The sequence below is a fragment of the Spirochaetota bacterium genome, assembly GCA_034190085.1.
In the GTDB taxonomy this organism is placed as follows: Bacteria; Spirochaetota; UBA4802; order UBA4802; family JAFGDQ01; genus JAXHTS01.
The window spans coordinates 52,120-75,230 of sequence record JAXHTS010000035.1 but is presented as its reverse complement, the minus strand read 5'-3'; the positions used below and the strand labels follow the sequence as shown (position 1 = coordinate 75,230).

Sequence of the window (23,111 nt, the reverse complement as noted above, 5' to 3'; positions counted from 1 at the left end):
TAAATGCATTCTTTCTAAGGAGGCATCACCATGAAACCCCAGGTATTAAAAACAATCACCATGGTTTTTATCTTAATAATGTTAGTTGCTCTGGCAATCAACACTGCCTGCAAAGATAACGACAGCAACGGAAACATGTACATCCCTTTTGTGACGAATGGACTAACTGGAACAATCAAAGACACAGAAGGCAACGCAATTGAAGGAGTAACAGTTACAGGCGGGAACAATACCTCCACCAGCAATAGTGACGGTACTTTCTCAATCCCAATGGTGGCCGGTTCGGATCAGACAGTACTTTTCAACCGGGAAGGCTATGTCGAAACATTGAAGATAGTGGATATCATCGAAGGCGAGACCACAGACATAACAGTTATATTAGCGATACAGGAACTGGCAGGAAGGCTGGATGCAGGAACAGGAGGCACTGTCAAAGGGAGCAGGAATGCTTCCCTTACGGCAGGGCCCGGCGCATTCGTGGATTCGTCTGGGGATGTCGTTTCAGGGGAAGTTGATGTTTATATAACCCCTCTTGATCCTACGAAACAGCAGGAAGCAAACGCGTATCCAGGCGTACTGAAAGGGAAAAATAAGGATGGAGAAGAAGTCATACTGCAGAGCTACGGAATAATGGACGTCACTGTTAAAAAGGACGGCGAGAAACTTCAGGTGACGCCGGGCAAGACAGTGAACATTCAAATACCGCTTCCTTCAGGAACTGGCGCCAGACCGGACACGATCAACATGTGGTATTTTGACATGGAATCCGGTTTCTGGATACAGCACGATAATGACGGGACTTATGATGCCCTCACAAATACCTACGCAGCAGGCATCAGCCATTTTTCATTCGAAAATAGCGATAATCCTTTTACACCTTCATGCATTTACGGCAAGGTAGTGGACTCCGAAGGCAACGGCATAGAGGGGGCTTATATAACCGCCCAGCAATATGGAGATGACGATAACGGCAGGGGCGTTTACTCGTGGATGTATACGAACCGGGACGGAAATTACTGTATGACAGTTGAATGGGATACAACGGTTTTACTGACAGCTGAATATGAAGATACTATTACAACCCGCATTATCACTGCCGGTAGTGAGAGATGTTTCAGTTATCCTGCCGACTGTGGAGAGGACTCGTGCAAGCATATACGGCCTATCGAAAACGGAACCCCTGATCCCGGGGAACTACTCGAGGCTGATTGCGAGATCGATTGGATGGATAATAATCCTTTCAGCGGCACCTGCGCCATGAATCTCGTCCGATTTTACGAGTGTTTCTCACCTGAAGGAGCCTGTTCGTATGTGATAGATCCCGGGTTTTTAGGTGGTATACCCACTTATGAGATGGAGTTTGCCAACGGCGCCAGAGTTGAATCAGATTACAATATGATTACAGGAGCAATAGAGTTTGAACACTACGGACCTACAGGTACGCTTTGCGGGACCATGACATATGATGAAGATACAGGGGGCACAAAAATTATTCTTGAGAACGGCGATGAATATATAATAAAAACAACTGAAGACGGAGGAGTTGAAATTGAATGCCCCGTCGGCTCATTTTTAGTGAACACAGAGCAGGAAATCGCCCTAATGGGTTGCACCGCCCAGGCCGGAGACGACAGCAGCGGAGTGGAATGCGAGGCTGAAGAGGGCTCATTCATGGCTCCGTGCGATTTCACTTCCGACTGCCAGGATGGCTATGAGTGTTGCGGCGATTTCATGGATGATCAGCTATGCATGCCTTCGTCCATGTGTTCAGCTTACGAGGATTCCTGTTCGACTAATCTTGACTGTGCAGAGTTCGGCCATGACTGGGTATGCTGTAATAATGGATTCTTTAAGTCATGTATGCCTTATGATGCCTGCGCGGAATTGGAATAGAGCCGGTAGCCGGTAACAAATCATTATATAGATTTATAGCCCGGTGTTCCAATGCACGGCGTATGTGGTATGATGTATGATGAACACCGCAAATACATTCGAATCTTCTGAAATTACTATTTTTAATTATTAACGTAACTGCTCAGCTAATGTCATTCCCCTGTATTCACAGGGCCAAGCTCTGCGAATGCAGGAATCTTAAATGTTAACAAAACCCTACTATTAATTGCTATAGATTCCGGCATTCCGCTACGCTATAGCCGAAATGACATACTTTAGACATCCATAACTCATCACCTTTATACATCTTTATCTATTAGTGTATATGAAAAACACCCGAGTAGATACTTATTATCGAAAAAAAATGATTGAAAAAATCTATAATAGATATAAGTATTTCAATATATTTCGGGATGTAGCGCAGTTTGGTAGCGCGCTGTGTTCGGGACGCAGAGGCCGGGAGTTCAAATCTCCCCATCCCGAATTGATTCTTGTTTACGTTATTATTTCCAAATGAGAAACATATTCTTTAAGTTCCATCCTAATTCAATATAATAAATCTTCTCATTTTTAACCCCAATAGACCAAGCAAAGGAAAACCTCTATGAATATCAATGGATTAAATATTATGGGGATATCTTCAACCCTATCGGATACCAAGGATGCGGCAGAAGCATTAGTAAAACTTATTGATATTGTTACATCCGCTATGCAAACAGTAACAAGCATGATAGGCTTTAAGGTGTTGCTCCTATTCTTGGCAGTTATATTATTATCATCTGGATTAGCATTTTTTGGCATACCCAGAGGCAAGGCATCATTCTTCATCTCACTCACTATCGTTAATCTATTCTGGATTGCGCTTGAGAGAAGCTTTAATACAGAATCCTATGATTATATATTCACTATGCTTAAAACAAATCTTGTATTACTTTTACCCTTTCTAATATTATTTATTCTAAGTAGATTACTGCCATCTATCATTAACAAGACCCTCCCGAAGATTCTGTCATTCATTAGAGCGCCACTTTTCAAAAAAAAGATCATTAACAAGATAGAGATTATCAATATATCTGAACAATATCAGGAGGTTAGTTCACAATTCCAGAGGTCATTACTAAGGGATATCCTTCACAACAAAAATGACTTAATAATCCTATCAAACTCAACGCTCAAGCACAAAGAGGAGTTGGAAGATATACTTAAAGGATTTCCTAAATTGATCAATTGAATCATGTAGAATGCGGGAATCGCATCATGATTCTATTCAATAAGGACTCCTACATGCACAAGGGCGACAGGGTGGCGATCATTACATCCCGCTTATTGTACAATTATGTAGATATCTCTACTCAGCCTTAGGAGATTTTCCTTGATTATTTCCTAATATTAGAATAATATGATTTATTGATGGATTGATATAAATCCATATATATGCGGAAATAAGGAGAATCATGATGGGAAAGCCACGGATCGGAATACTAACAGCCGGAGGGGATTGCCCCGGTCTTAATGCTGTTATTCGAGGGGTTGTGAAATATGCCATAATCAATTATGATTTAGAGGTTATGGGTTTTTTGGATGGCTTCAGGGGGCTTGTTCTAGATGACTATATTGAACTCAACTTTGAGACTGTCTCCAACATCCTTAACTCAGGCGGCACGATTCTTGGAAGTTCCAATAGAGATAATCCCTTTTCATTCTTCTATGATAATGACCAGGAAAAACCCTTAGATGTCTCTGACAAGGCTATTGAGACCTATGATAAACACAATCTATCTGCATTGATATGTATTGGCGGAGATGGAACGCTAACGATGTCATATTCCTTCACCAAGAAGGGGCTTAATATTGTTGGTGTTCCTAAAACCATAGATAATGATGTACAGGGAACTGATCAAACCTTTGGTTTCGACTCTGCTCTATCGACAGCTACCTTTTCAATTGATAAAATTCGCACAACAGCCGAGAGTCATCATCGAGTAATGGTAATCGAGCTTATGGGTAGAACAGCAGGGTGGCTTACCCTATTCTCTGGCATTGCCAGCGGGGGTGATGTAATTCTCATTCCAGAAATACCCTATAGCATAGATATCGTATGTGAATATGTTGCCAGAAGGAGCAAGGAGGGAAGAAGGTATAGCATTGTTTGTATTGCAGAGGGCGCAAAGCAAAAAGATAGTGACATCGTAATCCTAGAGAGGAGAAATAAACGAACCGGAGTGGTGCGACTGGGAGGCATCGGCAATGTTGTATCAAATGAAATTGAGAAGAGAACCGGTGTTGAATCCAGGGTAACAACACTTGGACATATTCAAAGGGGCGGCGCGCCAACCCCATTTGACCGTGTTTTAGCCACTAGATATGGCTGTAGAGCCTTAGAGCTTGTAATGGAAAAGCAATTCGGTGTTACTGTGTGTCTGAATGGCAATCAAATCAATCATTTTCCACTTGATAAGGTAGCTGACAATCCGAGGTTGGTTTCACCGAACTCTGAATATATAAAGATAGCCAAGGCAGTGGGTACTTGTTTTGGAGAAGAACCTTTTTCATAGGTAATAATACTTCACATTCCACTCTCTTACGGTGCAAAACCCCGATCTTACGGTGTAAATCCCGATCTTACGGTAGCCCCCGCTGCTGTCAGCGCGCTCAGCGCTTGCGGCGCCCAGAAACAGCCTTCAGTCTTCTGCTTTCAGTTTTCGCGCAAGCCCAAATAACATTTGAGTGTGGCCAAAAACAATATTTTAGGATTTAATACTATAAACTATTCCCAATTTTGTCTTCAGTATACCCGCTATTGCATCTTTATTGAATCATTAAAAAATCCATAATTCATATCCATCTGTGTCTGTATAAACTCTAAAACATAGCCTGCCATTATAGACTGTTAAATATGAAGAAAAGCTGCTTCCACTTCCGACATAGATATCAGCAGCCTCCTCAACTGCTCCAGTTGTCTCATAATAACAACATAATTCATATCCATTTATCCCGCCATCAGCGCTAAAATATAGCTTGCCATTATAGACTGATAAATATGCAGGATCGCTGTCTCCACTACTGTTTATACCGATCATATAGTATTTCTTTTCTACCTTAATATTTATAGAATCAAATTTCGAATTGTCCTCTACTGAAGTTGCAGTAACAGTTAGCGTTGCGGCACTGGCGGATAAAGAATTCATATCTACTGAAGTATACATGCCTGACTGGTCTATTACACCTTTATCGCTCTCTATTGCGCTGCTAACCGACCAGGTTACGCTGGTATCGGTAGCATCTGTTACTGTAGCTGTAAACTGAAAGGATTTGCCTGTAATTACAGTAACATCGGACTGATCTATGCTCACTGTAATTTACGGTGGAGTACTATCATCATCATTTTGATCCAGGGGCAAAGGAAAATAACCGCTGCCCCCATCATCTTCGTTGCAGGAACAACTGTTGAAATTCATCATAAAAGCTATGATGAATATTGATGTTAATAACGAATATATTTTTTTAAACCTCATGGGATACCTTCTAAAAAAATTATTCTTTTTAACGGGAAGAAAAACCCTCGCCTTTAGGCGAAGGCTTTAGTATATTTTCGGTATAAAAAATTACAGAAGATCGAATCATACCATCTATGATGGTAAATATCATATTGTCTGAGTAGCCAAATACCACAAGCCTTTTTTCGCGGGGGAATTGCTGAAGGTATTAGAAATTTAATCCATGAGATACATCTCGCAAATGATATTGAGATAATAAAAGAGCATGTATCGAAAGATCATGTATACAGACAAAGGGTATAATTAACGATTTTTATTCATGTATTTATGCCGCAGATTTTCGCAAATAAACACAGATTTTTTTATTTTTTTGAAGTTTTTAAGCGATTGAAACTAAACAGCCAACGATAACTTTGTTTAGTTTGTAAAAGTTCATATGAATATACAATCCTTTTAATCTGCGTTCATTTGCGGCATAAAATCACAGATTATCACCATCTTAAGTATACATATTTTTGTATCAGTTCCCCCTCATCTATCAGTAAGCAAGTTAGTTCAAAGCATTAAGGGGAAGACGACTCGTAAGATGTTGATGGAATATAAGAGACGGAATAGGGAATTTAGGGAACGCCATATGTGGGCTTGTGGATATTTTGTAGCGAGCTTTGTGACTATAACAGATAAAGTAACAATAGAGTATATAGAACTGCATGGCAAAGAGCCCACAGTCGACGATTTTACGGCTAATGTATAGAGTGTAGGCTTGCGGTTTACGAGTGTTTTTTCAAGCTACCGCCTTAAGAGGGTAGTAGTTGACTTGTATAATAAAATTATAATTTATACTCCTTTAGTGAGTGATTTATGGAACATACATCCCCCTTTTGATTGATTTGATCCTTATCCATGTCTTCTTTTTCAGGGGTGTCCTCCTCTTAAATTCCCTTGGAATAAATCTGAACCCTTCAAAAATACCCTTTAGATAACTCTTGAGTTTCCCATCTTTGGCAGCGATTATAAATGTGATAATCAACCTGGGGATTATAAAGATCAGGCCCTTGATAAAGGGATAATACCTAACTACCATCCATAATTGATTTCTTCGATGATAATAGTATTCTCTTATACCTAAACGTTCAACCCTTGACTCATTCTTCACTACATTATGATAGACTATTACCGAGGGATAATAGAGAATATTGAAATCATTATCTAAAATCCTAAGGGCTAGATCAGGCTCTTCATTATGCATAAATAAATCCTCTGAAAACAGGCCGGCCTTTTCAAAGACCTCTTTCCTAAAAGCGACCCCTGTTCCACTAAAATAATCGGAATAGAATTCTTTATCATAATAATCATCTAATGGCATGGGATGCCACCATCTATCTATATCATCTTCTTTGTTATAGTGTTTAAGAATTCTAAATGCCAGGCAGGCTATTTGAGTATTTTCTGCAAATTTCTGATCTATCTTGTGTAAACCATCCCTATCCTGGAACATTACATCACTATCTATGCAGATAATTATATCCCCTTTTGCATCCCTTATGCCCATATTCCTGGCAACGGCTGGCCCCTGATTTTTATTAAGAGTAATGATCCTAGTCTTTGGATATCTCCTCTTTATAGATATGACAGAATCATCGCTTGAATTATCATCTACTACAATTACCTCGAAACTGTTATGATCTTGATTATAGACGGAATCCAATGCCCTTAACACATCATCTTTTCGATTATAATTTGGAATAACTATTGAAAATATCATATTCATCTCATTTTATAAACAATATAGCTATATCATTATTAGTTAGGATATCAATTGTAATTTATACTATTGATCCAAAATACAAAGTCAAGAAGAATTGTTTGAACCTGAATCATATTAACTCCCCTTTGAAAGGGAAAAAAAATGAATCTATGATAATTCCCCTTACAAAAAGTAGACCCACTCATAAATTATTTTCTATAGATAATTGATAAAGTGAAATAATTTGTATAGTTTTCTTGACATTCAAAAATAAATTTCATATTATATGTAACATCTAGTGATTTAGATGAATCATCCTAGAATATTTCTTCATAAAACTAAAAATATATTGACTCTGCACTATTTTTCTGCATTAGAAGAGATGAGTATTTTAAAATATGTAATTTTAGCGTATCATAATCTCAATATATCATTAAAGGCAATTTATTGAAATTTTCAAAGGGCGCTACAATTATCCATAAAGGTACTTTTAATTTGCATAAATAAGCAGAAAATTATCAGCGGATACTATATTTTATTTGGGAGTTGAATTATGAGCATATCCATTGGAATTAACGGATTTGGACGAATAGGTCGCAATGTTTTACGTGCTATCACACAGGATCAAAATAAGTATGGAGACATAAAAGTAGCAAGCATAAATGACCTTACTGATGCTGCTACCTTGGCACATCTATTGAAGTATGATTCAATTTTTGGCATTTTCAAGGGTGACATTATTCATACTGATCAATCCATCATTGTTAATGGTAATGAGATCAAGGTTCATTCTGAAAAGGATCCCAATAAGCTTCCATGGAAGTCAGAAGGGGTTGATGTTGTAGTTGAAGCTACCGGCATATTCAGAAGCAAGGACAAAGCCATGGCTCACATCAATGCAGGGGCAAAGAAGGTCATTATTACCGCGCCTGCCAAGGATGAGGATATTACGATTGTGCTTGGTGTTAATGAGGATAAATACAATCCGAAAGAACATCATATCATTTCCAATGCATCCTGTACCACTAACTGTCTTGCTCCAATTGTAAAGGTTATAAATGATTCCTTTGGAGTGGAAAAGGGTTTAATGACAACAGTACATTCCTATACAAATGATCAAAGACTACTTGACCTGCCTCATTCTGATTTCAGGAGAGCCAGAGCTGCTTCACTATCCATGATACCAACAACAACAGGAGCAGCGAAGGCTGTTACACTGGTTATCCCTGAATTGAAGGGAAAGCTCGATGGCCTTGCGATTCGAGTTCCCACTCCAAATGTATCTATAGTAGATTTCGTTTGCACAGTAAATGCTTCCATATCCAAGGACGATGTTATTTCAGCCCTTAAGGAAGCTGCAAAAAATCATATGAAGGGCATTCTGGATGTTTGTGAGGAGGAATTGGTATCAGTAGATTTTACAGGCAACTCCTTTTCATCAATTGTTGACGCCCCGGCTTCTTCAATTATTGATAAAAATATGATAAAGATCCTGAGTTGGTATGATAACGAATGGGGGTATTCCAACAGGGTAGTTGATTTAGTAAAATATATTATGAAATAGGACTTGAAACCAAATTATTATTATCCTTTTACACTCCTCCGCCTTCAATGGAGGAGTAATTATTTTTTATAAAAGCGCTGTTATATACCTACAATAATATTGTAATCAGTTTTGATGCGAAGGAGGCTGAAGTTGGGAAGAAGAATGATATTCGCAGGGAATTGGAAGATGAATAAATGCTTCCAAGAGGCCATAGAGCTGACAAATGACATTATTAGCGGTTTAGATGATATTGGGGAAAGGGAAGTGATAATCTTCCCGCCCTCTATATACGTGAAGGAAATCATTGATAAATGCAAGAACACAATAGTAGAGGTTGGTGTTCAGAATATTTATTATAAGAAAGAAGGCGCTTTTACAGGTGAGATATCACCGATGATGGTAAAGGACGTTGGCGCAAAATATGTTTTAATCGGCCATTCGGAGAGAAGGCATGTCTTTGGGGAGACTAATGATGATGTTGAGAGAAAGGTTAAGGCAGCCTTTGAATATAATCTAAATCCTATACTATGTGTGGGTGAACTCCTTGAGGATAGGGAAAAGGGATTGTCTGATGATGTTGTAAAAAAACAGGTACAGGAGGCACTGAAGGATATCAGTGAGGAAAACATACAAAACCTGATTATTGCCTATGAACCAGTTTGGGCCATTGGTACAGGGAAGGTCGCTACACCGGAGATTGCTGAATCCATGCATCATTTTATAAGAAAAACGCTTATGAATCTTTATAATGATAAATTAGCCCAAGAGATACCAATTCTATATGGCGGCTCAGTTAGTCCAGACAATATTAAGGGCCTGTATTCAATGAATGAAATCGATGGGGTTTTGGTTGGCGGAGCTAGTTTAAAGTCAAAATCTTTTCTTGACATAATTCATGTAGATAGATAGTTGTGTTCTAATATAATTTATTAAGTGAACTCATTATATTTTGCAATAAACTTCAGAGGTGCATATATATGGATATTTTGATATCAGTAATAACGGTATTCTTTATGATTTTAGCTGTATTATTGGTAATAATAATTCTTCTTCAATCGGATAAGAGTGCAGGAATGGGTATATTAGGTGGTTCAAGCCAATCTACGTTTGGGTCATCTACATCAGATGTTATTACTAAAGTTACATCTATTATGGTTGGCCTCTTTATGGTAAGTTCTCTGGGTTTGGCAGTCCTTGAATCCTTTAAGCTTAGTTCCCTGGAAAAAGATTTTACATCTGAGGAATCCAAACCCGCTGAATTTAAAGAAGGTATAGACAATAATGAAAAGAGTAAAGATCAACCACAAAACGAAATGCAGAGCAATGGTAATAAATAATCTCCTATGAAAGGGAGACTATAACATAATTTAAATGAATGTAATTATTCAGAGTAATTGCTAGAGATTCACGAAGTATTAAGAGGATAAGCATAACTTTCAGGAATTACTATTGTAAATTGCTTTATGACGGAAATTACTATGATTAATACCAATTGTCGATTATGCTTAAGGATATCAATACTTTTGCTTATAACTCATAAATATTATTCTTTGTGTACAAGCGGCTGAATAGTTGATTCTAATTTAAAATCACACATATCTTATTAGATTTAAGGAGGATTTTCGCATATGGCTAAAGAAGTTTACGTTGATGAGAGTGAATGTACAGGTTGTGAACTCTGTGTGGATACCCTTCCCGATGTTTTCGAGATGAAGGGAGATGTCAGCGTTGTTCATAATCCTAATGGAGCAAGTGAAGAGCAGATTCAAGAGGTTATTGATGATTGTCCCTCTGAGTGCATTAAATGGAAAGAGTAGATAAGATAAATTAAATACTCTGATATTAAAGAGATTATTGAATAATAACGAATAATTAAATAGAGGCATATTACTTCCCCTTCATTCGAGAAGGGGAAGTTTACAAAATTTAAATAGGATGTTCATAAATGGGAGAACCAAACATTAGGACCTTTGCCTATAAATGCAAATGCGGATTTGTGCGACATGTTTTTATTGATTTTGGAATTCCAAAGGAATTCACAAAATGTCTTAATTGTAAAAATGATATAAAGCGACAAGATCTATAAAATATTTCGTTAAAATTACACAAAGCAGAACATTAGATATTCTCCTCCTACTATTACTTGATAAATGTTATATAAATAGATGGAAGCGATATATAATTTCACAAATAATGATATATCCCTGAATACATAAATTATTTTGCGATTAAGTTATTATTCCTGTAAAAAAATCCAAAGAATCGCCCAAAGGTGCCAAAGACATAATTTCATTATTATGATTATATTATGAAACAGTTAAGTATATCATCTAATAAAAAAATTGTAATAGCAGTAATGCTATTATCTTTATTATCAAGTTCTATTGCGCTTTCCGTTGAAACCTATTTAAACGATACAATAAGTGAGGATATTGAACAGAGCAATAACAACAACATACAGCCCAATGATAAATCAAAGAATGCAAATATTGATATGAAAATTGTCTATGGTTATCAATATAATAATGTACTTTCAACTATTAATCTATCTCAAGAGGGAGAGGATTTTGTTTATCTCTTGAGTTCACATTTTAAGAGATCTAACGATTTTGGTTACAATGGTCGGAAATACACTAATTCGAGTTTTAATGAGAATAGAATTGGATTTACGGGCAATTCCAATATACTTGAAAGAATGAAATTAACATTCGACGCAGTTGTGGATAGCGATTCCAGAGGTATGTTCAACAATCCTGTTTATAGCCGAGAAGAAAAGGATAAGTTTGAACTCTCTATCAAGAATATTTATGAGTATTCAACCTCCTCTGAATGGTATCTTAGCCTTGGTGGTGCCGGTTATGTTCATAGGTTGAAGGCTATTGAATTTGATGATAGAAAAAGCAAATTAAACCAATTTAATTTCGACACTGGCAGCGAATATATTTGGTCTGCACACAATAGGATTAGATTTGGAATAGGAGGATTCCTGTATAATTATTCCGTAAGATATATTGATAATGATAGATACCTTGATTTTGAGATTATAGATGATATAAATGTCTCAAGTAATTTTGGAATAAGTATAGGTCTGGGTTATGATTGGAATAAGGATGAAGATCCCCTTCTCTTCCCCTTCCCAATAATTGGTTTTTCTCTTAAGGGCTATAAACATATATCTTCTTTTATTTTATATCGATATGATATAGTCCCCTTTAAGCCAGAGGAGTTCTATCTTGGACAGAAATATATTAAACCTAGCTATGACCTTCCACCAGGGAGGGTGCATCATGGGGATATAAGATTAGAATACAGGATGAACAGTAGACTAAACTTGAAAGGAAATCTGGAAATCGAAAAAAATAATAATTTCTATAACTACGCAACTGTTAATGGGAATGTACTTAGTGCAGATACTATTTCAGTGATACATTATAACACAAGGATTGATACAAATTTGATATTGTATAAAAAGATACTGGAACTCGCTTTTGGTTTTGAGTATTCCTATTTTGATGCAGATAAAAATATTACCTATATTGCCAACAGAAAGTTTTCTAACACGATTAAGTATAATGGAAAGAAGTGGAAGCTGGAATGGACAAATAAGTATATTGGTAGAGTTGACACTGATCCTGATGAAGACAATAAACTTGAAGAGGCTATGATAGGTTATTTTGGTATACAGAGGCAGGTTCATGACGGATTTTATGCATATGCCAGAATTGAAAATCTTTACAACAATAAATATAACCTTCGTGAAGACTATCCAGAGCCTGGGTTTCAACTACTTGGCGGCTTGAGAATATTGATATAAAGTTCAATTGATGAAAAGCGATGTTATTATCTCCCTTTTCGATTCCATCCCATTATGGGTCATGATCCTCCCTATAATATTATGCTCAATCGTTAGTCTGGCAATTATCATTGAAAGAGTCATATTCTATAAAAGAATTAAGCATGATTACAGGCTAATTGTCCGGAATATCTTAACTCTTACAAGCTCAGGCAAGATTGAAGAAGCAAAGGCCTTCTGCTTTAATTATAGAGGCCCAATTATCACAATGATTCGAAATGTGCTTGAAACCTCCTCTAAGAAAGATGATACTGAAAGAATAATTTTGGAATATTCAGGAGGTGTGATTAGGGTACTTGAAAGAAATGTTGGAGTCCTTTCAACAATTGCAACCATATCACCGATGTTAGGATTATTGGGGACTGTTACAGGAATGATGAAGTCCTTTAGCGGGCTTTCACGGGTTGGTCCTGTAGCTCACGATCTTCTAGCATATGGCATATCCGAGGCTTTAATAACTACCGCCTTTGGATTGCTTGTGGCAATCCCTTCTTTAATCTTTTACAATTATATGGTAGATAAAATTGGATATTATATTACTGAATTAGAGTTTGTCGCTAAAAGCTTAGAACCCAGATCATCTCTTTATTCACAATGATAAATAGTATATAATGTTCAGGATTTTAAGCCCTTATCCCAGCCATCTGAAATAGACACTATATTTGAATTTTCTATAGTTTTATTTATCAAGGATAATAGGAGATGCTTTTCAATATTTTCACTTGCTGATCCTTCTCAACCTGAGGTTGTAGTGATGTTTGGCAACTTTATTTTATATACATGTTATCTCCATCAGTAAAAAATGAATTACAAGAGGGTTGAATGACCCAAAGATTTAGCAGCCGGTTTCAACATAAAGCTCAGATTGATATTACATCCCTAATAGATCTAGTATTTTTACTGGTGGCTTTCTTTATGGTGACCTCTAGTCTTGGAAAGGTATCCTCAATCATCGTCCACCTCCCGAAAGCGGTACAGACAGGAGAACAAAAACAGAGTAATATTATAATTTCGATAACCGAAAGGAATGAGGTATTTATAAATGATGTAAAATATGATATAAACTCCCTTTTAGATGAAATAAAAAGGATACAGGGTAACGTTAAAGATAAAACTGTGATAATACGAGGAGATAGGAAGGCTAATTACGAAACAATTGTAAAGGTAATGGACTATTTAAATCAGGCAGGAATACCCAAATTTACACTATCCACTGTCAAATAAAGAACAGCCTATTGTTCTTATAAATATTTCCAAAATGAGAGAATACTATCTGTTGTCCATCCTCAAAAAATTTACTATCCTGACAGCATTTTGAGTCGAGTATAAAAAAATACAATGCACTAAGGAAGTGGTAATATTTTCTCATACTACCATCAAGTCATCCAAGTCTCTCCTAACATTTATAATGTTGAACCATTTATTCATATTTCCTTGACATAGAATTACAGACAAATTAAAGAGACCTGAACAAGGAGATATCCCTATATTATTAAAAAGTGTATGAAAACCTATTTATTTATGAGAAGTATTTTAATACTGACTTTATCCATCTTGGCTGTATTAACGTTTAATGGAGGATTTTCATTACCTTCAAAGTATGAGGGGATGATTGTCCGTAAACTCGAATTTGTTGGCCTCGAAAACATAGATATTGATGATTTACTTGACGTAATGATTACTGAAGAGGGGTTTCCACTCAAGGCCTCAGAAATAAGGGAGGATATTAAGGCTGTTTTTCGAGAGGGGAAATTACAGAATGTATTGGTAGAGGTAAAAGAGCATCTTGATGGAGTTCGAGTGAGATTTATATGTAAAGAGCGACCAATTATTAAGGAAATCAAGTTCAAGGGCACAGAGGAGCTTAGCGAGGTTGAGTTAACAGAGATAATCTCTATTAAAGACGGAGATGTTTTAAGAATTAATATTATAGAAAAAAACATAAAGCTAATCAAAAAGAAGTATGAAGATGATGGATTCTTTAATGTTGTTGTAAAGTATGAGATTAAAAGAGATAAAGAGGATGAAAATATTGTAACTCTTATATTTATTGTAGATGAGGGTGAGGAGATTAAGGTTGCAAAGATTTCGATACTTGGTGCAAGAAAGATATCAGCTGACAAGCTTACTGATGCTATGGAGACTAAAGAGGATGGGTGGTTTAGGGATGGCACATTCAAAAAGGGGATTTATGAGGAGGACAAGAGTAAGATAATTGCATATTACAGGGAAAACGGTTACCTCGATGCTGATATAATAGAAGATAAGGTAGATTATGAATGGGAGAATCCTGAAGAAAGAGAGAAAAGGGTTATCTTTATTACTATCAAGGTTATCGAGGGGGATCAATATTATTTTGATGGATATACATTAAGCGGGAATGAGGTTTTCGCTAGCAGGGTGTTTGAGGATAGATTTGAACAGCGGAGTAAAGGATCAATATTTAATGATACAAAATTCCAGAAAGATAGACAATTGATAAGCTTTACCTATGCCTCTAAGGGATACATTTTTGCTAGAGTAATCCCAACCAGGATCATACAAGAGAGAGAGGTGGATATTGATGGAGAGAAGAAAATTCAGAAATTTCTAAAGATTGACATCAAGATTGAGGAGGGAAAACAAGCTTATATAGAAAATATCATCATTAAGGGAAATAAAAAGACCAAGGACAAGGTAATAAGAAGAGAATTAATAATAAAAGAGGGGGAACTCTTTAACTCAAATAAGGTTCAGCTTTCAAGGGAAAAGGTGTTTAACCTGGGATTTTTTAAACAGGTCAATTTTGATATCAGGCCTGGCAGTAGAGAAGGTTTAATGAATCTAATAATTGATGTGGAAGAACAACCGACTGGGACGATCTCACTGGGTGGCGGTTATGGCACTAGCACTGGATTTTCCATCTTTACTGATGTGGGCGAGAACAATCTTCTGGGAAATGGACAAAGGGTTGGAGTTAGATTTGAGTATGGACCGAGGAAGAGTTCCATAACCCTCAGTTTTAGAGAACCCTGGTTATTGGATTTTCCAGTAGGCTTTACAGCCTCAATTTTTTATGAATTGTATAGAGTAACTGATGTGCAATCCATGTTTGTCAATTCCGATGATACAGCTGAGTATCAGAAACAGGCCTTTGGGTATTCTCTTGGGCTAAGCTACAGATTCTGGTATTATTATGGTGTTGGTTCTATATGGAGTCATTCCTTTAAGAGTTACCTCGATCCATCAGGGAATAGTCCGGATTATATCTTTTTTGATGTGGCCAAGGGATTACAGGAGAAGAGAACCCTCACTCTATATTCCTACCGCGACTCAAAAGATAATTATATGAATCCCACCAGGGGATCGAGGGTAGAATTCTCAGTTTCATTTACTGGCGGTTATATTCTAAGAGGTGAAGATCATTATATAAAATATAATCCTGAATTCTATCATTACTACTCCCCTTTTCATCTGCCCTTTTTGAGATCGCATCCCTGTGTAATAGAACTTAGAACAAACGCAACCTTTATCCGTCCACCCTTCAACAGGGGAAAGCTTCAGAAGATTCAACCCAGGGATGAAAATGAATGGTTGGATTCCTCTGATAGACTCTTCTTAGGAGGGGTTGAGACATTAAGGGGATATGGTATAGATGATATTGATCTGCCATATTCATGGCAGGAGGGGCTCTTTAACAGAATACTCTATGGGATTGAATTTAGAATACCGATTCATCCTCAGATGTTATGGATTGCACTTTTCTTTGACGCAGGTTCACTCTGGACTGAAAGTTTTTGGGAGGAGAATATGAGTGAGAAATATCAGGAGATAATAAGGAATGACAAAGAGATAGATCCAACTGATCCAAATGATGAAGTATTGCTCTATGATATCAAAGATTTTCACAAGGCTGATCTGATGTCTTATTTTAAATATTCCTGGGGATTCGGTTTCAAGATCCAGATCCCAATGATGCCACTCAGGTTCTGGTTTGGGAGGAAGTTGAAATGGGTTGGAAGGGATGACGGCTTTTTTAAAGAGATTAGCGGATTCGACTTTCAGTTTGGGATTGGCGATATGCGGTTTTAGTCATGAATGACAGCATATACAATCTCATATTGAAACCATTTGAACGCTCTGATTCTAATCCATATGTGTTATACAAGACAGATTGTATACCTTCTCGCTTATGGCAAACAAACTTTCTCCTCGCCTTTTGCACTAAAGTCATATTGGCAATAATGACGATCCTTATATATAGTTGTGGCACAACCATAGAGAATGTGCAGTATGAGGGATGCTCGAAGATTAGATGTGTTAACATTAATATAATTTTTGATTATATGGTAAATAATAATCCAGAAGCAAAAGCCTTAAGGGATCGCATAAATCAATATCATGAGTCTATTAATGAACTCAACATCGATCTTGATAAAATTAAAAATGAGGAAAAGAAAAAGCTCATTATAGATAAGAGAGAGAAGATCAATCTACAATTGAATAAGATCAAGGGGGATGAGGATTACTACAAGGGGATAATACTCAATGAAATAGATAGAGCGATTATAAACATAGCTAAAAAGAGAAGGATCGATTTTATTATTAATATAGGTGAGGGAGCAATCTTTTCAAAAAAGGAATATGATTTAACTGAGGATGTGATTAGAGAGATTGTAAGGTTTAAGAAGAGAAATGCTCCTGTGTCAAGATAGAGGGATTTATAATAATGAAACTTTCAATAATTGCTGAGATACTAAATGAAAACTATTATGGAGAAGATGTTGATATTCATAGAGTCGGGAGTCTCGATACAGAATATGAGAATGCAATCATATACGTTGAGGAAGAGAGATATCTGGACAAAGCCCTATCAAAAAATCCTGTTGCTATAATACTCCCCCATGGATTGGTCCCAGAGGATATTCCTTATATTGCTGTCACTGATACAAAACTTGCATTTATTAGACTTCTGGAGTTATTTCCGATGAGAAGGGAGTACCTTGGAATAGACAAAAATGCTCATATCCATAGTAGTGCACATATAGGTGATAATGTAACAATAATGACAGGCGCTGTTATTATGGAGGATGTTGAGATTAATGATAACAGCGTAATATATCCTAACTGTACAATTGAAGGAGGGGCAAGGATAGGAAGGAATTCAACCCTCTATTCTGGTGTAATAATAGGTGAAGAATGTGTTATTGGTGATTATTGTATAATTCATTCAGGAACAGTAATTGGCTCTGATGGATATGGTTTTTATGAGAAGGATGGCAAGATCATTAAGATTCCTCAAATTGGCAGTGTTAAGATTGGCAATAATGTTGAAGTCGGCGCAAATTGCTGTATAGACAGGGCTACAGTGGATATTACAGAGATCGGTAATGATACCAAACTGGATAATATGGTCCATATAGCCCATAATGTAAAAATTGGAGAGAGATGCTTAATTATAGCTCAAACCGGTATATCTGGATCGGTTACTATTGGCAATCATGTAACCATCTTCGGACAGGCTGGAATTGGAGATCATATATCTATAGCTGACGAGACGATTATTATTGGACAAAGCGGCATTCATAATGACATAAAAAAGCCGGAGGTTCTCTTTGGCACTCCAGCCAGGCCGCACAGGGAACAGCAGAAAATTCAGGCTGCAATGAAATATCTGCCAGAACTCCTGAAAAGGATGAAGAGATTAGAGAGGAAAATAAGAGAAACAAGTGACGATTCACAAGACAGCAATAATTGAAGGCGACGTTAACATTGGAGAGAATGTAACGATTGGCCCTTATGCCTTTATATCTGGCAAGATAAATATTGGCGCAAATAGCATGATTGGTCCCTATGTCCAAATTGAGGGAAGCATAAACATTGGGGAGGGGAACCAAATATTCCATAGCGCATATATAGGTGCTCCTCCTCAGGATGAGGGTTATGAAGGAACTGAAACCTATGTTGAGATTGGGAAGAATAATATTATTCGAGAATTTGTCCAAATTCACAGGGGCACTAAGGAGGGATCAGTAACTAGGCTTGGCTCGGATTGCTTTTTAATGGGTGGTGTACACATAGCTCATAATGTAAAAATAGGCAATTCAGTAATTATGGCAAACTATACGGCCCTAGCAGGTTACGTTGAGATAGATGATTATTCATTTGTCTCCGGTCTCAGTGGATTTCATCAGTTTACAAGGATCGGCAAGTATGCCATGATTGGAGGATGCTCAAGGATATCAAAGGATTGTCCCCCTTTTATGATAGTTGAAGGAAATCCGGCAAGGATTGCTGGAATCAATGTTGTTGGTCTAAGGAGAAGGAATTTTTCATCGGAAAGAAGGAGAGCAATAAAAGAAGCATATAGAATCCTATTCAGATCAGGGAAAAATATGACACAGGCCTTGAATGATTTAAAATCAGACGAAGGGAATGAAGATATCAATGAATTGATCCGATTTATTGAATCTTCAACTAGGGGTGTTACAAGATAAAGCCATCCCTATGGCTACGCTGGTAATAACGGACATGTAAAAAAATGGAATTTATTATTCTGTTATCTTAGCAAATAGGTGAAGGAATTATGATTAGAACTATTATACTCTTTATATCCCTCATAATTATATCATGCAACAGCAGAGAGGAGATTATTAAGAGGACATTTCAAGGCTATAATGGAAGATATCTCATCTATGTATGTAAAAGTGATTATACACTTAAGGTATATGACAGGGATTTCCGAATTATGACAGATTACAAAATTGGTTATGGTCTAAATCCTGATAAAAGACCAAAGCTATATTCTGGCGATAAGCGTACACCTGAGGGTGTATATCGAATCATTGAAATATTGAGCATGGATGCTGACAAAAATTCCAATGCCTATAAAAAGCTTAAGTCAATGAATCAGGTCTATTTTCGGGCTAAGGATGGTCATTATAAGTTTGGGAAAAAAGATATTGATCTCGGTGATAACGCCTATGGCCCTAGATTCTTTCGACTGGATTATCCCAACCTGAATGATAAGCATAGATACAAAGATGCCTTGCAAAATCGCGAGCTTCCTTTAATAAACCAAAGGACACCCTCGATTGGTTCAGGAATTGCTATACATGGCAATAATGATATTACATCTATAGGGCATCTCTCTTCTAGCGGTTGTATCAGAATGTATAATGATGATATTGTTGAACTTGGGGAATATATACAAATCCATACACCGGTGATTATTTCTCGTAAGTAAATTAAAGTGTTGACATATTCTCTCAACTCATTAAATTTTGAGGCGTAATCATTAACTTAATGGAGGAATAATGACTTTTAATCTAATAACATCAGCATTTGCACAGGGTAGTGATAAAATGAAGGGAAGCGATTCATTTGGTATTTTATTCCCGATTATTGCCATGATATTAATATTCTATTTCCTTTTAATCAGACCTCAGCAGAAAAAAGAAAAAGCCAGAAAAAGCATGATATCAGCAATAAAGAAAGGGGATAAGGTCTTAACAGTGGGTGGCATCTATGGGGTTGTAGTTAATGAAAAGGATGATGACACAGTGATTCTAAAAATAGCTGATGGAACAAAGGTAGAATTTTCTAAAGCATCGATACAGTCAAAAGTGTCATAACATGGTTTTATCATCAAATTACAATACATTTCTGGGGTATAGCGACCCATCCTGATTCAAAGTGATTTTACCCTGTTATGATTTCATCATATATAATTAAGAAGAGATTCTGATAACTTTCTATACTCAACACAAATTATTCAACTTTAATAATAAGATGGAAAGAAGAGTACCACCGCAGGTGTGGATTAAACCTCATTTATTTAGAGTTACAAATTATAATAAATACCTGAATGATGTTAATACATGCGTAAAAAAATCCATCAATCCACTCTAGTCTTCATTATAATTGCCCACATGTTTTATTACAATGGTAATGAGATATATGGGCAAACAGATATTCCCAATAAAAATGAACACGATACGAAGATTAAAAAAACAGAAATATCCGATGTTGAACCGACCTTAAAAGATAATCAAGTGGATAGTGTTGACAATGAAGTAAAGGCTGAAAACCCTCCTACTCAGAAGGAGACTCAATCATCTGAGAAGAAAGAGAGGGGCAAGGAAGAGGAAGTAATTAAAGATATTGAAGATAAAACAGATGTTGATTTAAAAGTAAAAGCAGAAGCGCCTAGGGATAAGAATAAAAAGCGAAATAATCAGATCAAGGACTATGGATTATTAGAAGTGATTGAGGGTGAATTCAAGTATAAAAGAATCCCTGGATACAAAACTTCTGATAAAACTGACACCGAAATCCTATCCCAGGATAGATTACAGAGCCATCCCATAGATAATGAGAGTTTAACCCCAAAAGGGGATGGACTTGATGATACCAAGAAGAATAATTTTGATACCTTAATAACTATTGCTCTTATTTTAATTGTTGCACTGATATTTATTCTATATAGGATTAGATCTAAAGAGAGGAGTAGAGGCAGTGTTCTAAAAAGATTCCCCAAAGGTTAGTAAAGTATATCCTGCGTTTATACCAATATTATTTACTTTCTCTTCATTTAAAATTAAGGGAATAATTTATTAAGGGTGTATCTTATCTAAAGGTATAAGGAGTATCGCTCTTCATTGCTGATAAAAGGCTTATAAGAGTTAAAGGCAATAGAGCTGGGATGCGATTTTTCACCATAGATACTCAGGGCAGGGTACAAAATCGACTATCAGTGTATTGACGACAATTACACTGATAATTCAATAAATGTATCGGATTATGCTATAATCCGAATTAAATGAATGTAAATTTAATATTACTAAAGAGGTATGATGTCAAGAGGAATGATATATAAACTAATATTTATATTATTTATTATTGTCTTCTCAATTATCCTCATCTTCCCAACAATAGGGAATAAGAAGATGGAGATAGTGTTAAACCTAGATGCATCTCTTAATGATATTGATGCAATAAAAAAGAGATTCTCTAGTGGGGATTATTATGTAAGCAAAGAAGATAATAAAATAATCGTTGAGGGAATCAATTTAAATGATGCAATAATGAATGAGGTTAAAATATTCCCTGGGGTTAAGGAGACAGAGATTGTTCCTCATTGGGCGGAGAAGGCTGTTCTTGCAAAGAAAATCAATTTAGGTCTCGACCTTCAGGGTGGAATGCATCTGGTTCTTAGGGCTAATTTCGGTAAAATTGAAAAAAAGATGAATAAGGAATTAACCAAGAGCGATAAGAATGAGATTACTCAGCAAGCCCTTGAGTTGTTGAGAAACAGAATCGACAAATTCGGCGTATCTGAACCATCGATACGTCCAAGGGGAAACGAAGCAATCGAGATACAATTGCCGGGTGTAAAGAATCCCAAGATCGTAAAAAAGGTAATTGGCACAACCGGCAGGGTTGAATATAGGCTCGTTGACGGTGAATATTCTAAGAAGGCAAATAATTGGCTGAAGTTAAATTACAAGGATGAAGAACTCCCTCAATCTTCTGATGAACAGACTCTATTATTAACAAAAATCTCCAGAGGAATAAAACTCCCGCGAAACCTTGAATTATTATTTTTTTATAAAATGAATAAGGAGATAAAAAAAATATACCCTGCGCACATAACTGCTCTTGAAAAAAATGTATCTCTCGCTGGCAATGATATAAGCAAGTCATGGGTTGGACAGGATGAATATGGAAGGCTAGCGGTTCATTTTACAACCACACCTGATGGCGCAAGCAAATTTGCACAGGTAACGTCAGAGAAAAACCATGGGAAAAAGCTTTCCATTATAATTGATGATAAAGTGAGAAGCGCACCACAGATCAACGTTCAGATCACAACAGGGCAGGCTGTTATTCAAGGTGATTTCACACCTGACGAGGTGAACACTCTAGCACGGATAATCAAGGAAGGAGCCCTACCCGTTGATCTGGAAATAATCGAAGAGAGAACAGTTGGTCCTTCACTTGGCCAAGATTCGATTGAATTCGGAATAAATGCAATTATGATTGGTTTTATTGGAGTAATGATCTTTATGATTTTCTATTATAAAGTTGCTGGAATAATAGCTGATCTCGGTCTTATGCTCAATATGATATTCATGCTTGCGCTCCTTTCCTGGCTCGGTTTTACCCTTACACTGCCTGGTATTGCAGGTTTTATACTCACAGTAGGTATGGCGGTTGATGCAAATGTTATTATATACGAAAGGATTAAGGAAGAGCTTCGAAATGGCAAATCAATCAGAATGTCTGTTGTAAATGGTTTTGATAGAGCATTTTGGACAATCTTTGACGCTAACCTTACAACGCTAATCGCAGCCTTTATACTCTCTCAGTTTGGGACAGGCCCTATTAAGGGTTTTGCCGTTACACTTTTTATCGGAATAATCTGCAGCATGTTTGTGGCCTTATATATAACAAGGTTCATCTATGAGATCATCTCATTAAATAAAAGGGTGAAAAAATTAAGAATATAGGTTTACTTTTAATCTTGCCTTTCACCTATTAGCTTCTTCCACGAATAACTGAATTGGGGAATATAAAGTGGAAGCTATAAACGCA

The 23,111-nt window shown here is 36.7% G+C and carries 23 protein-coding genes and 1 tRNA gene; 21 read left to right on the top strand and 3 right to left on the bottom strand.

The features are described 5' to 3' along the window. Window positions 1–30 precede the first annotated feature (30 nt). From SVZ03_06570 to SVZ03_06555, 4 genes are all read left to right on the top strand, one after another. Window positions 31–1,893: a carboxypeptidase-like regulatory domain-containing protein gene (locus SVZ03_06570; GenBank protein ID MDY6933871.1), complete on the top strand. Its 1,863-nt coding sequence runs from the start codon at window positions 31–33 to the stop codon at window positions 1,891–1,893. A gap of 409 nt (window positions 1,894–2,302) precedes the next feature. Continuing rightward, a tRNA-Pro gene (locus SVZ03_06565) sits at window positions 2,303–2,376 on the top strand. A 121-nt stretch (window positions 2,377–2,497) separates the two neighbouring features. Then, window positions 2,498–3,124, top strand: a complete 627-nt coding sequence (locus SVZ03_06560; GenBank protein MDY6933870.1) for a hypothetical protein — start codon at window positions 2,498–2,500, stop codon at window positions 3,122–3,124. A 223-nt stretch (window positions 3,125–3,347) separates the two neighbouring features. After that, window positions 3,348–4,448, top strand: coding sequence for an ATP-dependent 6-phosphofructokinase (locus SVZ03_06555; protein MDY6933869.1), 1,101 nt, complete (start codon window positions 3,348–3,350; stop codon window positions 4,446–4,448). A gap of 264 nt (window positions 4,449–4,712) precedes the next feature. Here SVZ03_06555 and SVZ03_06550 read toward each other — a convergent pair whose 3' ends face one another. Continuing rightward, window positions 4,713–5,246: a hypothetical protein gene (locus SVZ03_06550; GenBank protein ID MDY6933868.1), complete on the bottom strand. Its 534-nt coding sequence runs from the start codon at window positions 5,244–5,246 to the stop codon at window positions 4,713–4,715. 6 nt (window positions 5,247–5,252) lie between these two features. Then, window positions 5,253–5,408 (bottom strand): hypothetical protein, encoded by a 156-nt coding sequence (locus tag SVZ03_06545; GenBank protein MDY6933867.1) that lies wholly within the window; start codon window positions 5,406–5,408, stop codon window positions 5,253–5,255. A gap of 448 nt (window positions 5,409–5,856) precedes the next feature. Here SVZ03_06545 and tnpA point away from each other — a divergent pair, with 448 nt between their 5' ends. Further along, window positions 5,857–6,144 (top strand): IS200/IS605 family transposase, encoded by a 288-nt coding sequence (tnpA, locus tag SVZ03_06540; protein ID MDY6933866.1) that lies wholly within the window; start codon window positions 5,857–5,859, stop codon window positions 6,142–6,144. A gap of 105 nt (window positions 6,145–6,249) precedes the next feature. On the opposite strand, the gene SVZ03_06535 is transcribed toward tnpA, so the two are convergent. Further along, window positions 6,250–7,155, bottom strand: coding sequence for a glycosyltransferase family 2 protein (locus SVZ03_06535; GenBank protein ID MDY6933865.1), 906 nt, complete (start codon window positions 7,153–7,155; stop codon window positions 6,250–6,252). Between the two features lie 535 nt (window positions 7,156–7,690). Here SVZ03_06535 and gap point away from each other — a divergent pair. The 16 genes from gap to secD all read left to right on the top strand — a co-directional run bounded on the left by gap (window position 7,691) and on the right by secD (window position 23,026). Next, the gene (gene gap, locus SVZ03_06530) at window positions 7,691–8,701 is read left to right on the top strand and encodes a type I glyceraldehyde-3-phosphate dehydrogenase (GenBank protein MDY6933864.1); all 1,011 of its coding nucleotides are present in this window, start codon (window positions 7,691–7,693) and stop codon (window positions 8,699–8,701) included. Between the two features lie 132 nt (window positions 8,702–8,833). Next, on the top strand, window positions 8,834–9,592 hold the full coding sequence (gene tpiA / locus SVZ03_06525) for a triose-phosphate isomerase (protein MDY6933863.1): 759 nt from the start codon (window positions 8,834–8,836) through the stop codon (window positions 9,590–9,592). A gap of 68 nt (window positions 9,593–9,660) precedes the next feature. After that, entirely contained in the window at window positions 9,661–10,020 is a 360-nt protein-coding gene (secG, locus tag SVZ03_06520; GenBank protein MDY6933862.1) for a preprotein translocase subunit SecG, read from the top strand. 291 nt (window positions 10,021–10,311) lie between these two features. Beyond that, on the top strand, window positions 10,312–10,500 hold the full coding sequence (locus SVZ03_06515) for a ferredoxin (GenBank protein MDY6933861.1): 189 nt from the start codon (window positions 10,312–10,314) through the stop codon (window positions 10,498–10,500). A gap of 128 nt (window positions 10,501–10,628) precedes the next feature. After that, window positions 10,629–10,769 carry a hypothetical protein gene (locus SVZ03_06510; protein ID MDY6933860.1) on the top strand — a complete coding sequence of 47 codons (141 nt, stop codon included), beginning with the start codon at window positions 10,629–10,631 and terminating at the stop codon, window positions 10,767–10,769. Between the two features lie 222 nt (window positions 10,770–10,991). Continuing rightward, on the top strand, window positions 10,992–12,497 hold the full coding sequence (locus SVZ03_06505) for a hypothetical protein (GenBank protein ID MDY6933859.1): 1,506 nt from the start codon (window positions 10,992–10,994) through the stop codon (window positions 12,495–12,497). 10 nt (window positions 12,498–12,507) lie between these two features. Then, window positions 12,508–13,134 (top strand): MotA/TolQ/ExbB proton channel family protein, encoded by a 627-nt coding sequence (locus SVZ03_06500; protein MDY6933858.1) that lies wholly within the window; start codon window positions 12,508–12,510, stop codon window positions 13,132–13,134. A gap of 224 nt (window positions 13,135–13,358) precedes the next feature. Further along, complete coding sequence (locus tag SVZ03_06495; GenBank protein MDY6933857.1) at window positions 13,359–13,760, top strand: biopolymer transporter ExbD; 402 nt, start codon at window positions 13,359–13,361, stop codon at window positions 13,758–13,760. Window positions 13,761–14,057: 297 nt separating this feature from the next. Continuing rightward, a complete protein-coding gene (bamA, locus tag SVZ03_06490; GenBank protein MDY6933856.1) occupies window positions 14,058–16,607 on the top strand; it encodes an outer membrane protein assembly factor BamA in 2,550 nt (849 codons plus the stop codon). A 2-nt stretch (window positions 16,608–16,609) separates the two neighbouring features. Beyond that, entirely contained in the window at window positions 16,610–17,230 is a 621-nt protein-coding gene (locus SVZ03_06485) for an OmpH family outer membrane protein (GenBank protein ID MDY6933855.1), read from the top strand. A gap of 14 nt (window positions 17,231–17,244) precedes the next feature. Next, entirely contained in the window at window positions 17,245–18,273 is a 1,029-nt protein-coding gene (lpxD, locus tag SVZ03_06480; GenBank protein MDY6933854.1) for a UDP-3-O-(3-hydroxymyristoyl)glucosamine N-acyltransferase, read from the top strand. After that, complete coding sequence (gene lpxA, locus SVZ03_06475) at window positions 18,245–19,012, top strand: acyl-ACP--UDP-N-acetylglucosamine O-acyltransferase (protein MDY6933853.1); 768 nt, start codon at window positions 18,245–18,247, stop codon at window positions 19,010–19,012. Before lpxD ends, lpxA begins: the two co-directional genes overlap by 29 nt. An 89-nt stretch (window positions 19,013–19,101) precedes the next feature. Further along, window positions 19,102–19,761, top strand: a complete 660-nt coding sequence (locus SVZ03_06470; protein ID MDY6933852.1) for a L,D-transpeptidase — start codon at window positions 19,102–19,104, stop codon at window positions 19,759–19,761. A 70-nt stretch (window positions 19,762–19,831) separates the two neighbouring features. Further along, a complete protein-coding gene (yajC, locus tag SVZ03_06465) occupies window positions 19,832–20,149 on the top strand; it encodes a preprotein translocase subunit YajC (protein ID MDY6933851.1) in 318 nt (105 codons plus the stop codon). Between the two features lie 246 nt (window positions 20,150–20,395). Beyond that, window positions 20,396–21,061 carry a hypothetical protein gene (locus tag SVZ03_06460; protein ID MDY6933850.1) on the top strand — a complete coding sequence of 222 codons (666 nt, stop codon included), beginning with the start codon at window positions 20,396–20,398 and terminating at the stop codon, window positions 21,059–21,061. Between the two features lie 321 nt (window positions 21,062–21,382). Next, window positions 21,383–23,026, top strand: coding sequence for a protein translocase subunit SecD (secD, locus tag SVZ03_06455; protein MDY6933849.1), 1,644 nt, complete (start codon window positions 21,383–21,385; stop codon window positions 23,024–23,026). The last annotated feature ends 85 nt before the right edge of the window (window positions 23,027–23,111 follow it).

What these genes read in the sequence shown, in the direction of transcription:
- SVZ03_06500 (MDY6933858.1), top strand. Translation starts at nt 12,508, where the DNA reads ATGAAAAGCGATGTTATTATCTCCCTTTTCGATTCCATCCCATTATGG.
- SVZ03_06555 (MDY6933869.1), top strand. Translation starts at nt 3,348, where the DNA reads ATGATGGGAAAGCCACGGATCGGAATACTAACAGCCGGAGGGGATTGC.
- secD (MDY6933849.1), top strand. Translation starts at nt 21,383, where the DNA reads ATGATATATAAACTAATATTTATATTATTTATTATTGTCTTCTCAATT.
- secG (MDY6933862.1), top strand. Translation starts at nt 9,661, where the DNA reads ATGGATATTTTGATATCAGTAATAACGGTATTCTTTATGATTTTAGCT.
- SVZ03_06560 (MDY6933870.1), top strand. Translation starts at nt 2,498, where the DNA reads ATGAATATCAATGGATTAAATATTATGGGGATATCTTCAACCCTATCG.
- yajC (MDY6933851.1), top strand. Translation starts at nt 19,832, where the DNA reads ATGACTTTTAATCTAATAACATCAGCATTTGCACAGGGTAGTGATAAA.
- SVZ03_06510 (MDY6933860.1), top strand. Translation starts at nt 10,629, where the DNA reads ATGGGAGAACCAAACATTAGGACCTTTGCCTATAAATGCAAATGCGGA.
- SVZ03_06535 (MDY6933865.1), bottom strand. Translation starts at nt 7,155, where the DNA reads ATGATATTTTCAATAGTTATTCCAAATTATAATCGAAAAGATGATGTG.
- SVZ03_06495 (MDY6933857.1), top strand. Translation starts at nt 13,359, where the DNA reads ATGACCCAAAGATTTAGCAGCCGGTTTCAACATAAAGCTCAGATTGAT.
- SVZ03_06485 (MDY6933855.1), top strand. Translation starts at nt 16,610, where the DNA reads ATGAATGACAGCATATACAATCTCATATTGAAACCATTTGAACGCTCT.
- SVZ03_06570 (MDY6933871.1), top strand. Translation starts at nt 31, where the DNA reads ATGAAACCCCAGGTATTAAAAACAATCACCATGGTTTTTATCTTAATA.
- lpxD (MDY6933854.1), top strand. Translation starts at nt 17,245, where the DNA reads ATGAAACTTTCAATAATTGCTGAGATACTAAATGAAAACTATTATGGA.
- SVZ03_06470 (MDY6933852.1), top strand. Translation starts at nt 19,102, where the DNA reads ATGATTAGAACTATTATACTCTTTATATCCCTCATAATTATATCATGC.
- bamA (MDY6933856.1), top strand. Translation starts at nt 14,058, where the DNA reads ATGAGAAGTATTTTAATACTGACTTTATCCATCTTGGCTGTATTAACG.
- gap (MDY6933864.1), top strand. Translation starts at nt 7,691, where the DNA reads ATGAGCATATCCATTGGAATTAACGGATTTGGACGAATAGGTCGCAAT.
- SVZ03_06545 (MDY6933867.1), bottom strand. Translation starts at nt 5,408, where the DNA reads ATGAGGTTTAAAAAAATATATTCGTTATTAACATCAATATTCATCATA.
- SVZ03_06505 (MDY6933859.1), top strand. Translation starts at nt 10,992, where the DNA reads ATGAAACAGTTAAGTATATCATCTAATAAAAAAATTGTAATAGCAGTA.
- SVZ03_06460 (MDY6933850.1), top strand. Translation starts at nt 20,396, where the DNA reads ATGCGTAAAAAAATCCATCAATCCACTCTAGTCTTCATTATAATTGCC.
- SVZ03_06515 (MDY6933861.1), top strand. Translation starts at nt 10,312, where the DNA reads ATGGCTAAAGAAGTTTACGTTGATGAGAGTGAATGTACAGGTTGTGAA.